General features: G+C 70.4%; 14 protein-coding genes. 7 read left to right on the top strand and 7 right to left on the bottom strand.

Annotation, left to right across the window (positions count from 1 at the left end):
- The first annotated feature begins 79 nt into the window (after positions 1–79).
- Together IH68_RS0125130 and IH68_RS0125125 are read left to right on the top strand one after the other, a co-directional pair.
- On the top strand, positions 80–1,372 hold the full coding sequence (locus IH68_RS0125130; protein ID WP_030939165.1) for a M18 family aminopeptidase: 1,293 nt from the start codon (positions 80–82) through the stop codon (positions 1,370–1,372).
- 161 nt (positions 1,373–1,533) lie between these two features.
- A complete protein-coding gene (locus IH68_RS0125125; RefSeq protein WP_030939164.1) occupies positions 1,534–1,788 on the top strand; it encodes a DUF6458 family protein in 255 nt (84 codons plus the stop codon).
- A gap of 79 nt (positions 1,789–1,867) precedes the next feature.
- On the opposite strand, the gene IH68_RS0125120 is transcribed toward IH68_RS0125125, so the two are convergent.
- Together IH68_RS0125120 and IH68_RS0125115 are read right to left on the bottom strand one after the other, a co-directional pair.
- Positions 1,868–2,728, bottom strand: a complete 861-nt coding sequence (locus tag IH68_RS0125120) for a calcium-binding protein (protein WP_030939163.1) — start codon at positions 2,726–2,728, stop codon at positions 1,868–1,870.
- A gap of 145 nt (positions 2,729–2,873) precedes the next feature.
- Positions 2,874–3,266, bottom strand: a complete 393-nt coding sequence (locus IH68_RS0125115) for a cupin domain-containing protein (RefSeq protein ID WP_030939162.1) — start codon at positions 3,264–3,266, stop codon at positions 2,874–2,876.
- Positions 3,267–3,319: 53 nt separating this feature from the next.
- Between IH68_RS0125115 and IH68_RS0125110 the strand changes: the two genes are divergently transcribed.
- Both IH68_RS0125110 and IH68_RS0125105 read left to right on the top strand, forming a co-directional pair.
- A complete protein-coding gene (locus tag IH68_RS0125110; protein ID WP_030939160.1) occupies positions 3,320–4,321 on the top strand; it encodes a GlxA family transcriptional regulator in 1,002 nt (333 codons plus the stop codon).
- Positions 4,318–4,812: an LURP-one-related/scramblase family protein gene (locus tag IH68_RS0125105; RefSeq protein ID WP_030939158.1), complete on the top strand. Its 495-nt coding sequence runs from the start codon at positions 4,318–4,320 to the stop codon at positions 4,810–4,812. The genes IH68_RS0125110 and IH68_RS0125105 overlap by 4 nt, the downstream gene beginning before the upstream one ends.
- 19 nt (positions 4,813–4,831) lie before the next feature.
- Here the strand turns inward: IH68_RS0125105 and IH68_RS0125100 are convergent, their stop codons facing one another.
- Positions 4,832–5,605, bottom strand: a complete 774-nt coding sequence (locus IH68_RS0125100; protein ID WP_030939157.1) for a carbon-nitrogen family hydrolase — start codon at positions 5,603–5,605, stop codon at positions 4,832–4,834.
- Between the two features lie 182 nt (positions 5,606–5,787).
- On the opposite strand from IH68_RS0125100, the gene IH68_RS0125095 reads away from it, so the two are divergent.
- Positions 5,788–6,612: a maleylpyruvate isomerase family mycothiol-dependent enzyme gene (locus tag IH68_RS0125095; RefSeq protein WP_030939155.1), complete on the top strand. Its 825-nt coding sequence runs from the start codon at positions 5,788–5,790 to the stop codon at positions 6,610–6,612.
- Between the two features lie 19 nt (positions 6,613–6,631).
- Here IH68_RS0125095 and IH68_RS0125090 read toward each other — a convergent pair whose 3' ends face one another.
- The 3 genes from IH68_RS0125090 to IH68_RS0125080 all read right to left on the bottom strand — a co-directional run bounded on the left by IH68_RS0125090 (position 6,632) and on the right by IH68_RS0125080 (position 9,533).
- Positions 6,632–7,390: a hypothetical protein gene (locus tag IH68_RS0125090; RefSeq protein WP_030939153.1), complete on the bottom strand. Its 759-nt coding sequence runs from the start codon at positions 7,388–7,390 to the stop codon at positions 6,632–6,634.
- Between the two features lie 176 nt (positions 7,391–7,566).
- Positions 7,567–8,856, bottom strand: coding sequence for an MFS transporter (locus IH68_RS0125085; RefSeq protein ID WP_030939151.1), 1,290 nt, complete (start codon positions 8,854–8,856; stop codon positions 7,567–7,569).
- Between the two features lie 14 nt (positions 8,857–8,870).
- Entirely contained in the window at positions 8,871–9,533 is a 663-nt protein-coding gene (locus tag IH68_RS0125080; RefSeq protein WP_030939149.1) for a GntR family transcriptional regulator, read from the bottom strand.
- A gap of 198 nt (positions 9,534–9,731) precedes the next feature.
- Here IH68_RS0125080 and IH68_RS0125075 point away from each other — a divergent pair, with 198 nt between their 5' ends.
- Together IH68_RS0125075 and IH68_RS0125070 are read left to right on the top strand one after the other, a co-directional pair.
- Positions 9,732–10,634, top strand: coding sequence for a D-alanyl-D-alanine carboxypeptidase family protein (locus tag IH68_RS0125075; RefSeq protein WP_030939147.1), 903 nt, complete (start codon positions 9,732–9,734; stop codon positions 10,632–10,634).
- 88 nt (positions 10,635–10,722) lie between these two features.
- Complete coding sequence (locus tag IH68_RS0125070) at positions 10,723–11,376, top strand: class I SAM-dependent methyltransferase (RefSeq protein ID WP_030939145.1); 654 nt, start codon at positions 10,723–10,725, stop codon at positions 11,374–11,376.
- A 220-nt stretch (positions 11,377–11,596) separates the two neighbouring features.
- Here IH68_RS0125070 and IH68_RS0125065 read toward each other — a convergent pair whose 3' ends face one another.
- Complete coding sequence (locus IH68_RS0125065; protein WP_030939142.1) at positions 11,597–13,006, bottom strand: dihydrolipoamide acetyltransferase family protein; 1,410 nt, start codon at positions 13,004–13,006, stop codon at positions 11,597–11,599.
- Between the last annotated feature and the right edge of the window lie 8 nt (positions 13,007–13,014).

Here is a 13,014-nt window from a genome sequence, read left to right as displayed (position 1 = left end):
CAGAATTCCACATCGCCCTCACGAGGGCCCGCTCCCCATCACGAGGAGCGGGCCCTCGTACGTCGTTAAGGTGAACCCCATGAGCGAACCCCCCCGCTTCGACCGCGGCCACACCGACGACCTCATGTCCTTCCTGACGGCCAGCCCGTCGCCGTACCACGCGGTGGCGAGCGCCGCCGAGCGGCTGGAGAAGGCAGGGTTCAGGCAGGTCGCGGAGACGGACGCCTGGGACGGGACAACCGGCGGCAGGTATGTGCTGCGCGGCGGCGCGATCGTGGCCTGGTACGTCCCCGAGGGCGCGGCGCCCCACACGCCGTTCCGCATCGTCGGCGCACACACCGACTCCCCGAACCTGCGGGTCAAGCCGCTGCCCGACACCGGAGCGCACGGCTGGCGCCAGGTGGCGGTGGAGATCTACGGCGGGCCGCTGCTCAACTCCTGGCTCGACCGCGACCTGGGCCTGGCCGGCCGGCTGACCCTGCGGGACGGCTCGACGCGGCTGGTGAACGTCGACCGGCCGCTCCTCAGGGTTCCCCAGCTCGCCATCCACCTGGACCGTTCGGTGTCCGCGGAGGGCCTCAAGCTCGACAAGCAGCGCCATCTGACGCCCATCTGGGGTCTGGGCAGCGATGTGCGCGACGGGGACCTGATCGCCTTCCTGGAGGAGAGTGCGGGGCTGCCGGCGGGCGAGGTCACCGGCTGGGACCTGATGACGCACTCCGTGGAGCCGTCGGCCTACCTGGGCCGCGACAAGGAGCTGCTCGCGGGACCGCGCATGGACAACCTGCTGTCCGTGCACGCGGCGGTGGCCGCGCTGACGGCGGTTTCTTCCGGGGACCTTCCCTACATCCCCGTGCTGGCCGCCTTCGACCACGAGGAGAACGGCTCGCAGTCGGACACGGGCGCGGACGGGCCGCTGCTCGGCAGCGTGCTGGAGCGGTCGGTGTTCGCGCGCGGGGGCTCGTTCGAGGACCGGGCGAGAGCCTTCGCGGGCACGGTGTGCCTGTCGTCGGACACCGGTCACGCGGTCCACCCCAACTACGCGGAGCGGCACGACCCGACGCACCACCCCCGGGTCAACGGCGGTCCGATCCTCAAGGTCAACGTCAACAACCGCTACGCCACGGACGGTTCGGGCCGCGCGGTCTTCGCCGCCGCCTGCGAGAAGGCGAACGTCCCCTTCCAGTCCTTCGTCTCCAACAACTCCATGCCCTGCGGCACGACGATCGGCCCGATCACCGCGGCCCGGCACGGCATCAAGACCGTCGACATCGGCGTCGCGATCCTGTCGATGCACAGCGCCCGCGAGCTGTGCGGCGCGGACGACCCGTATCTGCTGGCCAACGCCCTGGTGGCGTTCCTGGAGGGGTAGCTTCCCGGGCGCCGGTCCCCCTGCGCAGGTGCTACGTCGACGTGATGTGACGCGAGTCGCTGCGACGTGAGCGGCGGCCTCCGCATGGGCAACGGGCCTGCGGGTACCCGGAGTCGGCCGGAACACCGGCAGCTCCGGACCGCACAGGGAGGCGACAGCTCATGGGCCTCGGCGGATGCATCATCCTCATCGCCGTGGGAGCCATCCTCACGTTCGCGACCGACTGGCACATGCAGGGGGTCAACCTCGACCTGGTCGGCATCATCCTCATGATCGTCGGACTGATCGGCGTCAGCACCTTCAGCAGCATCGCCCGCCGCCGCCGTGTGATGGTGCCACCCAGCACGCCCGTCATCGACGAGGAGGGGACCCACCACCACCGGCGCGACGGCTACAGCGACGGTTACGGCGTCTGACCGTCCATGCCCGCAAGGACCGACGGAAGGCGGTCCGTCCCCTCCACCGCGAGGCGGACGGACACGTCCCCGTCGGCCGTCAGCCCTGGCGGATCACATCCGTGCCCGGGCCGCCGGAGAGCGTGTCGCTGCCCGGGCCGCCGTACAGCCTGTCGTTCCCGCTGTTGCCGTACAGCTTGTCGTTGCCGCCGTTGCCGTACAGGACGTCGTTGCCCCTGCCGCCGTTCAGGGTGTCGGCGCCGGCTCCGCCGGTGATCGTGTCGTTGCCGTCGTCGCCGGACAGGTACTGGGCCCCGTTGCCGCCGTGCAGCGTGTCGTCGCCCTTGCCGCCCTGCACGATGTTGTCGCCGCCGCTCGCGGTGATCGTGTCGTTGCCGTCGCCGCCCCAGGCCAGGCCCTCCGCGCCCACGGTGATGGTGTCGCTGCCCGCGTCGCCCGAGACATAAGCGCCGTCGAGGCGGCCGGAGTCGGTCGCCCTGTCGTTGCCGGCGCCCAGCGATATCTCGGCGTACGTGTAGATCTGGTCGGTGGCGTTGTCGTACGCGAGCGTGTCGCCCCGGTCGCCGAGATCGACGACCAGCCCCGGGTACGGGTCCTGGCTGTCCACGAACGTGACCGTGCAGGAGACCTTCGTGTGGTCGGACGCGGAAGGGTACGTGCAGTCGTGGCCCGCGCTGATCGGGACCACGTCGTCGATGACGTAGGTGATGCCCGTGCGGGCCGCGGTGAGCGAGGCGGTGACGGTGGCCTTGTTGGTCTGGCCGGGGGCGGCCTTGTAGGTGAGCTGCCAGTCGGACTGGTTGACCGCGGCGGTGGCCGGCGTCGTCGCGGCGTCGGCGGTGCCGGCCAGCGTGAGCGGTACGGCCAGGGCCGCGCCGAGGGCCAGCGTCACCGCTGGGACGGCGCGTGTCAGGCGGCGGCGGACGGTACGAGCGTGCATGGGAAACCTCCGGGAGGAACGTGCGCAGCGTGCGACTTACGCAACGTCCGACTCGGGGCCCGTCACATTGGTTGGTCAACTTCCGTACGGCAACGCGAAGTTCAACTCCGGGACACCCGTTGGCCCCGTCGATTCCGGGCTCCGGTCAGCTCAGGGCGTGGCCGGTCGTCGCGTCCACATGCGCGGGGACCTCGTCGTGCCGGTCGCCCACCGAGAGGGTGCCGGTGGGTTCGAGGACCAGGATCTCGGCGGGCACGCGCGCGTGCGGCTTGTGTTCGGTGCCGCGCGGGACGGTGAAGACCGAGCCCTTGGGGAGCGTCACCGTGCGCTCGCCTGCCGGCTCGCGCAGGGAGATGTGGAGTTCGCCCTCCAGGACCAGGAAGAACTCGTCGGTGTGGTCGTGGACGTGCCACACGTGTTCGCCCTCGACCTTCGCAACACGTACGTCGTAGTCGTTGACGGTCGTGACGATGCGCGGGCTCCACTGCTCGGTGAAGGTAGCGAGGGCCTGGTCCAGGGAGATGGGTTCGCTGCTCATGCATGTCATCGTCGGCGGTGGCCAGGCGGTCGCACGAGTGCTAGAAATCGCATGTGCCGCAAGGATCCTCGCACCGCCGCCCGCACCAGGTCGCCGTGATCGTCGACGCGGGCACCAACCCCTTCGAAGTCGGCGTCGTCACCGAGCTGTTCGGGCTGCCGCGGCCCGAACTCGGGCTCCCCGGCCCGCTCTACGAGGTGACGCTGTGCACGCCCACCCCCGAGGTGCGCATGAACCACGGCTTCTTCACGCTGACCGGGGTGCCCGGCCTGGACGCCGTGGACGACGCGGACACCCTCGTCGTGCCCGGCCGCCCCGACAACGTCGTACCGCGCGGTGCCGCCGTACTGGACGCGATCCGCCGCACGCACGCGCGTGGCGCCCGCGTCCTGAGCCTGTGCACCGGCAGCTTCGCGCTCGCCGAGGCCGGGCTCCTGGACGGCCGCCGGGCCACCACGCACTGGATGTGGGCCGATGTCTTCCGCGAGCTGCACCCGCAGGTCCGTCTGGAGCCGGATGTCCTCTTCGTCGACGAGGGCGACATCCTGACCGCGGCCGGCAGCGCGGCCGCGCTCGACCTCGGCCTGTACGTGGTCCGCAGGGACCACGGCGCCGAGATCGCCAACGCCGTGTCGCGGCGGCTGGTGTTCGCCGCCCACCGCGACGGCGGGCAGCGGCAGTTCGTGGAGCGGCCGGTACCCCAGGTGCCGGACGAGTCGCTCGGCCCGCTGCTGGCGTGGGCGCAGGAGCGGCTGGGGGAGCCCCTGACGGTGGCGGACCTGGCGGCCCGCGCGGCCGTCTCCCCCGCCACGCTCCACCGCCGCTTCCGGGCCGAACTCGGTACGACTCCGCTGGCCTGGCTGACGGGGGAGAGGGTGGCGCTCGCCTGCCGGCTGATCGAGCGGGGGGAGGAGCGGCTCGACGTGGTGGCCGCCAGGAGCGGCCTCGGGACCGCGGCCAACCTGCGCGCTCTCGTGCGGCGCGAGACGGGACTCAGCCCGTCGGCCTACCGGCGGCGTTTCGGACCTGCCGCCGGGGAAGCGGTGACGGTATGAGATTCCTCGTACGCGACCGGCTCCTCGGCATCGGTGACGACTACTGGATCGAGGACGAGCACGGCAACAAGGTGTTCCTCGTCGACGGCAAGGCCATGCGCCTTCGGGACACCTTCGAGCTGAAGGACACCCACGGGCGCGTCCTGATCGACATCCACCAGAAGATGTTCGCCCTGCGCGACACCATGGTGATCGAACGGGACGGCGAAGCCCTGGCCCGCATCAAACGCAAACGCCTGTCCCTGCTGCGCCACCACTACCGCGTCTCCATGGTCGACGGCACGGAACTGGACGTCAGCGGCAAGATCCTCGACCGCGAGTTCGCCGTCGAGTACGACGGTGAGCTCCTCGCCGTGATCTCCCGCCGCTGGCTGCACATCCGGGAGACCTACGGCGTCGACGTCGTACGGGAGGACGCGGACCCGGCGCTGCTGATCGCGGTGACGGTGTGCGTGATCCACCTGGCGGAGAAGGAACGGGAGGACGACTGAACCCCCGCAGCCGCCTGGGCTAGAGGACCCGGTCCTTCAGGGCCGGGAACTGCTCACGGGTCGTCGCGACCTTCGCCGGATCGAACTCCACGGTGAGGATCTCCTCGTCCGCCCCGGCCTCCGCGAGGACCTCGCCCCACGGATCCACCACGATCGAGTGACCCGCCTGCGGAACTCCCGCATGTGTCCCGGCCGTTCCACAGGCAAGCACGAACGCCTGGTTCTCGACCGCCCGCGCCTGGGCCAGCAGCGTCCAGTGCGCCCGGCGGCGCTCCGGCCAGCCCGCCGGGACGACCAAAGTCTCGGCGCCGGCGTCGACGAGACCGCGGAAGAGTTCGGGGAAACGGAGGTCGTAGCAGGTGGCGAGGCCCACGGTCGTCCCGGGCAGCCGGACCGTCACCAGCTCCCGGCCCGCGCCCATCAGCACGGCCTCGCCCTTGTCGAAGCCGAAGCGGTGGATCTTGCGGTAGGCGGCGGCCAGATCACCGGAGGGGGAGAAGACGAGAGAGGTGTTGTAGAGCGGTCCCTCAGGATCTCGCTCCGGAATGGAGCCCGCGTGCAGCCACACGCCCGCGTCGCTCGCGGCCTTCGCCATCGCCTCGTACGTCGGCCCCTCGAGCGGCTCGGCCTCGGTGCCGAACTCCTCGTAGGCGAAGGCGCCGGTCGTCCACAGCTCGGGCAGCACGACCAGATCGGCCCCGGCCTGCTCCTGTACCAGCGCGGTCACCCGCCGCCGACGTGATTCGACCGATTCGCCCTCGTCTACGGCGATCTGGATGAGAGAAGCGCGCACACTACCACCGTCCTGGCATTCGAGCCGTCCACTCGGGCCTACGATCGTCACACGAAAGCACTGCCGGGGTGCCTCACAGCAGCGTAACTTAGCGTTCCAAGACACCCGCCGAGTGCAGCCACCTCCCGCTGGCAACGCTGCCACCAACCGCCCGTGTACCGACCGCCGAGGGGTCCCGTTCCGTGAGTCTGCATCCCACCCTCCAGCCCTACGCCGACGCCTGGACCCATTCGATCGAAGCGATATCCGAGCTGGTGGGGCCGCTTGTGGAGGGAGAGTGGAACCGGCGGACGCCGTGCCCCGGGTGGTCGGTCCGTGACGTCGTCTCCCATGTCATCGGCCTGGACTGCGAGATGCTCGGCGACCCGCGCCCCATCCACACGCTGCCGCGCGACCTCTTCCACGTCACCAACGACCACCAGCGCTACATGGAGATGCAGGTCGACGTCCGCCGTCACCACACGGCGCCGGAGATGACGTCCGAGCTGGAGTACGTGATCATCCGCCGCAACCGCCAGCTGCGGAACGAGTCGCGCGACCCGGGCACCAAGGTGCGCGGCCCCCTCAGCACCGAGATCACCCTCGAAGAGTCCATGCGGGCCCACGCGTTCAACGTGTGGGTGCACGAGCAGGACCTGCGCGCCGCTCTCGGGCGCCCCGGCAATCTCGACTCCCCCGGCGCGCACATCGCCCGTGACGTGCTTCTCGACGAGCTGCCCGCCGTCGTGGCCGAGAAGTCGGACGCACCGCGCAGTTCGGCGATCGTCTTCGACGTGCACGGGCCGGTCGAGTTCCTGCGCACCATCCGCGTCGACATCCAGGGCCGCGGCACCCTCGAAACGGCCCCCGCCCTCGGCCCCGCCGCCACCCTCACCCTCGACTGGGAGACATACGTACGCCTGGCCTGCGGCCGGGTGACGCCGGAGGGGGTCGCGGACCGGGTGAAGGCGGAGGGGGACCCGGCGCTGACGGGTGCGATCCTGCGGAACTTCACGGTGACGCAGTAGGACTCGGGTTCAACCGTGCTCAGTGGTCCTCGATAACCGAGGTCGCGATGCCGTTCGCGATGACGACCTTGGCGTCCAGACCCTTCTTCGCGGCGGCCTCGAGCTGGTCGAGCGTGCAGGCGGACGGGGACGCGGAGCTGCCGCAGATCGTGCCGTAACCCTTCACTACGGTGTCGTCGGCGACGAAGAAGGCCTGCTCGGTGCCCTTCGGGCCGGAGACCGTGAACTTGCCCGGCGCGAGGTAGGAGACCTGGCCGAGCCAGGTGCCGTTGACGCCCTTCGTGCCGGTGCCGGAGCCGGTGTCGGCGGCGCCACGCTCGCGTACGACGGTGGCGACACCCTTCCTGATCGTCACGTCGGCGGGGACGGCTGCCTTCCTGGTGGCCGTCTCCAGCTGGTCCAGGGTGCAGCGCGAGCCGCCGCAGATCGTGCCGGCGCCGTGGACCTGGGTGTCGTCGGCGACGAAGAAGGCCTGGTCGGTCTTTCCGGGCGCGGACACGAGGTACTTGCCCGGGGCGAGGTAGCTGACCGTGCCCCCGGTGATCGTCGCGTTCACGCCCTGCTGGGACTTCGACGCGTTCCGGGCGGAGGTGCCCGAGGAGCCGGAGTGCTGGGACGTACCGGAGGTCTTCGACGTCCCCTGCGACTTGGCCGTCGTGGACGCGGAGGTGTGCGGGGAGCTGCCGTTGCTCGTGGAACCGTTCTGACAAGCCGTCATCAGCAGGCCGGCCGTGATCGCGGCGGTGACGAGGGCGGTCTTGCGCAGGTGGCGGTTCATCAGGAGGTTCCCTTCGGGAGCGAGGACTGCGTTCGAGGCGTTCGATGCACTCGACGACTATGAGGGGCCGCCGGTCCCTCGGGTCACGTCCGTCCTCGCTTCACGACACCGCTGTCACACGCCCATGACAGAGCAACACCCCGGCTGTGAACGTCCGTTGCGGTGAACCGCCCGTTTCACGCGGGTACGTGCACCGTCTCCACCCGGCTCGCCACCAGCCGCTCCCGCTCCCGCCGGGCGACCCGCCCCCGCAGCCGCAGGATCTGGCCGACCCCGAGGGCCTGGAGCACGAACACCGCGGAGAACGCGACGGTGTAGTTGTCGCCGGTGGCGTCCAGCAGCACCCCGATCGCGAACAGCGTCGTCATCGAGGCGACGAAGCCGCCCATGTTGGTGATCCCGGAAGCCGTCCCCTGCCGCTCCGCCGGGTTGGCCGGCCGCGCGAAGTCGAAGCCGATCATCGACGCCGGACCGCACGAGCCGAGCACCGTGCACAGCACGATCAGCAGCCACATCGGCGCCCGGTCGGCCGGGTAGGCCAGCGTCGCCGCCCACACCACCGCCGTCGCCGCCACGGTGCCGAGCGCCAGCGGCAGCCGCGCCGCGTGGTGCCGGGCGATGATCTGGCCGTAGACGAGCCCCACGACCATGTTCGACAGGACGACCAGGGTGAGGAGTTCACCGGCCGTGGCCCGGGACAGGCCCTGCGCCTGCACCAGGAACGGCAGCCCCCACAGCAGCAGGAACACCATCGCCGGGAACTGGGTCGTGAAGTGCACCCACAGCCCTAGCCGCGTCCCCGGCTCCCGCCAGGAGGCCGCGATCTGCCGCCGCACGTACGCGGCGCCCTGGTGCGGGAACGGCTCCGGCTCGTGCCCCTCGGGGTGGTCCTTCAGGAACAGCAAAAGCAGCACGAGGACTACGACTCCGGCCAGCGCGCTGCCAGCGAAGGCGGCCGTCCAGCCGACGCCGTGCAGCAGCCGGGCCAGCACCAGCGTGGAGACCAGGTTGCCCGCCATGCCGGCCAGCCCCGCGAACTGCGCGACGAGCGGCCCGCGCCGCGCCGGGAACCAGCGGGTGCCCAGCCGCAGCACGCTGATGAACGTCATCGCGTCACCGCAGCCGAGCAGTGCACGGGAGGCGAGGGCCATGCCGTACGAGGGCGAGAACGCGAACCCGAGCTGGCCGGCCGTGAAGAGCACGACCCCGATGGTCAGCACCTTCTTGGTGCCGAGCCGGTCCACCAGCAGGCCGACGGGTATCTGCATGCCGGCGTAGACGAGCAGCTGCAGGATCGAGAAGGTCGACAGCGCCGAGGCGTTCACATGGAAGCGGTCGGCGGCGTCGAGGCCGGCCACCCCGAGGGACGTACGGAAGATGACGGCGACGAAGTAGACGGAGACGCCGATGCCCCAGACGGCCATCGCGCGCCGGCCGCCCGGAGGGTCACCCGGCAGGGTGGTCATGGCGGACGACGACCTCATCGGACCTCACCCCGCGCCAGGTGAGAGAACCAGCTGACGTGCCGGTGCACGACCCCGACCGCCTCCTCCGCGTCCCCGGAGCGCAGCGCCTGAAGGATCTCCTCGTGCTCGGCGAGGCTCTTGGCGATCCGGTCGGGGTGGGAGTGCAGTACGGCGATGCCCATCCGCAGCTGGCGGTCGCGGAGTTGGTCGTAGAGCCGGGAGAGGATCTCGTTGCCCCCGCTGCGGACGATCTCGGCGTGGAAGCAGCGGTCGGTGACGGCGGCTCCGGCGAGGTCACCCGCGGCGGCCTGCGCCTTCTGCTTCGCCAGCAGTTCCTCCAGCCGCTCCACGAGCCCGGCGGGCGCGGGCACGGCCTTGCGCGCCGCATGCTCCTCGACCAGCAGCCGGGTCTCCACCACGTCCGCGATCTCCTGCGCGGACACGGGCAGGACCAGGGCTCCCTTCTTCGGGTAGAGCTTGATCAGCCCTTCCACCTCCAGCCGCAGCAGCGCCTCGCGCACCGGCGTGCGGGACACCCCCACGGCCTCGGCGAGTTCGCCCTCGGTGAGGAGGCTCCCACCCTCGTAGCGGCGCTCCAGGACGCCCTGCTTGACGTGGGTGTAGACGCGGTCGGCGGCGGGCGGTTGCTTGGCGGTCAGGGTCCCCGGGCTGCTCATGCGAACAGCATAGATACAACACGTACCCATGACGGCGTTCGTCCAGCATCCGGACGCGCAGCGCCCAAGGGACACCCCGCCTCATCAAGCACACAACCTTCTGTGCTACTTACGTGTCACACACGTGCGGCCCTACTTTCTCTCCCCTTCCAACTCGGCCGCATCTCAGGGGCATTCGACGCAATCGGGGTATTTGAGTTGAAAACCGCCATCAAGGGCTTCCGTGTCCGCAGAGCCGCAGCCGTCGCCGTCACGGCCGGCGCAGTGCTCGCCACCGGAGCTCTCACCGCGGCACCGGCGCAGGCTGTCACGACGCCCACCATCACCGCCAAGAGCGGGTACGTGATGAACAACGCCACCGGCACGACCCTCTTCGCCAAGGCCGCCGACACGAAGCGGCTCACGGCCTCCACGACGAAGGTCATGACCGCGAAGGTCGTGCTCTCGCAGCCGAACCTGAACCTGGACACCAAGGTCACGATCAAGAAGGCCGTCAGCGACTACATGGTCGCCAAGGGCTACCCCTCGTCGGCGCACCTGATCGTCGGCGACAAGGTCACCGTCCGTCAGCTGCTGTACGGGATGCTGCTGCCGTCCGGCTGCGACGCCGCGTTCGCACTGGCCGACAAGTTCGGTTCCGGCACGACGCCCGCCGCCCGCACCAAGAACTTCATCGGCAAGATGAACACGATGGCCGGCAGCCTCGGCATGACGAACACGCACTTCGACTCGTTCGACGGCCTCAGCAACGGCAACAACTACTCGACGGTGCGCGACCTGACGAAGGTCGCCCGCAGCGTGATGAAGAGCACCGCGTTCAAGACCGTCGTGAAGACCAAGGCGTACACGGCGAAGACGATCACGAGCTCCGGGTCCACGCGCACGATGAGCACGTGGACGAACACCAACACGCTGCTCGGCTGGAACGGCACGCTCGGCATCAAGACCGGCTCGGGCCCCGATGCCCACTACTGCCTCGTCTTCGCCGCCACGCTGAACGGCAAGTCGGTCGTGGGCGCCGTCATGACCGCCCCCTCCGAGGCCAACCGCACGTCGGACGTGAAGAAGCTCATCACCTACGGATACGCGAAGATCGGCTGACGCCGGCTCGGTCGCGCAGCAGGCTGCTTGCAGTGAAGGGTCCTTCGCCGACGGCGAGGGGCCCTTCTCCTCGTCTAGGGTCACCGAGGTGACCGAGCCCTCCTACCTCACCGCGGTCCGGGAGTCGTACGACACCGTCGCCGCCGACTACCTGAAGCAGGTCAAGCGACCCGCCGAACTGGATCCGCTGTCACGCGCGTTGCTGACCGCGTTCGCGGAATCCGTGCGGGAGAGCGGGGGCGGCCCCGTCGCGGACCTGGGCTGCGGCCCGGGTCTCGTGACGGCGCACCTCGCAGGACTGGGGCTGTCCGCCTTCGGCGTCGACCTGTCCCCGCGGATGATCGAACTCGCCCGCCGGACCCATCCCGGCCTGGCCTTCACGGTGGGCTCGATGACGGCACTGGACATCGAGGACGCCTCTCTCGCCGGCATCCTCGCCTACTACTCCACCCACCACACCCCGCCGGAACTGCTCCCGCTCGTCTACGGCGAGTTCCACCGGACCCTCAGGCCCGGCGGCCTGCTCATGCTGGCCGGTTATGTGGGAGCCGGCGAGCGTGTCCGGCCGGCGCCGGCCTACGGCGGCCATCCTGTCTCGTACGAGTCCCATCGGCTCCCGCCGGAACTGCTCGTGGAACTTCTGGAGCGGGCCGGGCTGGTCGTCACCGCGCGGGCGGTGCAGGAGCCCGAGGAGGGCAGGAAAGCAAGGATCGTCACGCTGTTGTGCCGTCGACCGCTGTGACCGAAGGAGCCGCGCACCCGGGGCGGGTGCGCGGCTCCTGACGGCTGTGCCTGCCGAGCAGGGCAGGCGAAGTCCGTCGCGGTCCGGCAGCGCCCCGAAGGGGCACGGCGCCGTGCCGATGTGCGGCTCCGACGTGTGGGCGCGAGCAGCCACGACGATGACGCGCGAGGGACGGCACATCGCCGCCCCTCGGCGCAGATCGGCACAGCCGGCAGGGCGCTCAGGCCCAGGTGATCAGCTTCTTCGGCTGCTCCAGAATCGCCGCCACGTCCGCCAGCACCTTCGAGCCCAACTCCCCGTCCACCAGGCGGTGATCGAAGCTCAGTGCCAGCGTCGTGACCTGGCGCGGCTTCACCTTGCCCTTGTGGACCCATGGCTGGAGCTTGATCGCGCCGATCGCGAGGATCGCGGATTCGCCGGGGTTGAGGATGGGCGTTCCCGTGTCGACGCCGAAGACGCCGACGTTGGTGATGGTCACCGTGCCGCCCTGCATGGCCGCCGGGGAGGTCTTGCCCTCCCTCGCCGTCGACACCAGCTCGCCGAGGGCCTCGGCCAGCTGCGGGAGCGTCTTGTCGTGGGCGTCCTTGATGTTCGGGACGATCAGGCCGCGCGGGGTGGCCGCGGCGATGCCCAGGTTGACGTAGTGCTTGAGCACGATCTCCTGGTTCGCCTCGTCCCAGGACGCGTTGATCTCCGGGTTGCGCTTGATGGCGACCAGGAGGGCCTTGGCGATCAGGAGCAGCGGGTTGACGCGCAGCCCCTGCAGGTCATTGTCCTGCTTGAGCTCCTCGACCAGCTTCATCGTGCGGGTCACGTCGATCGTCACGAACTCCGTGACGTGCGGCGCCGTGAACGCCGAGCCCACCATCGCCGCCGCCGTCGCCTTGCGCACGCCCTTGACCGGGACACGGGTCTCACGGGCCGTTTCGTACGCCGGAACCGGCGCCGCGGGCGCGGAGACGGCCGGGGCGGCCGCGGCCGCGGGGGCTGCCGCCGGGGGTGCCACCGCCGCGTGGACGTCCTCGCGGGTGATGATGCCGTCCGGTCCGGAGGGGACCACGGTCGCGAGATCGACACCCAGGTCCTTGGCCAGCTTGCGCACCGGCGGCTTGGCGAGGGGACGCGGCTTCTCGGCCGTGGCCGCCGCACCGGCCGCGGCTACCGGCCCGTGCCCGTTGAGCTCCTTCTGGACCGCCGTCGAGGCCTCGGAGATCACGACCTCGGGGCCCTTGCGCGGGCGGCGCTTGGTGGAGGACGCGGCGACGCCGTAGCCCACCAGCACCGGCTGGCGGCCGGACCCCTCCGGCTTCTTCTCCTCGACGGGTGCAGCAGGAGCAGCGGTCTGGGCCGGGGCGGGAGCCGCGGCCCCGCCCGACACGTCCACCGCGATGATCGGCGTGCCCACGTCCACTGTGGTGCCCTCGGGGAAGTGCAGGTCGCGGACCACCCCGTCGTACGGGATGGGCAGCTCCACCGCCGCCTTCGCGGTCTCGACCTCGCACACCACCTGGCCGTCGGTGACCTGGTCGCCGGGCTGGACGTACCACTTGAGGATCTCGGCCTCGGTCAGGCCCTCGCCGACGTCCGGCATCTTGAACTCGCGTACGGACGCTTCCGTCATCGTCGTCACGACCCTCT

This window comes from Streptomyces sp. NRRL S-646 (assembly GCF_000720765.1).
Classification (GTDB): Bacteria; Actinomycetota; Actinomycetes; order Streptomycetales; family Streptomycetaceae; genus Streptomyces.
The sequence above is the reverse complement of the archived record's forward strand: the minus strand, read 5'-3'. Positions and strand labels throughout refer to the sequence as shown.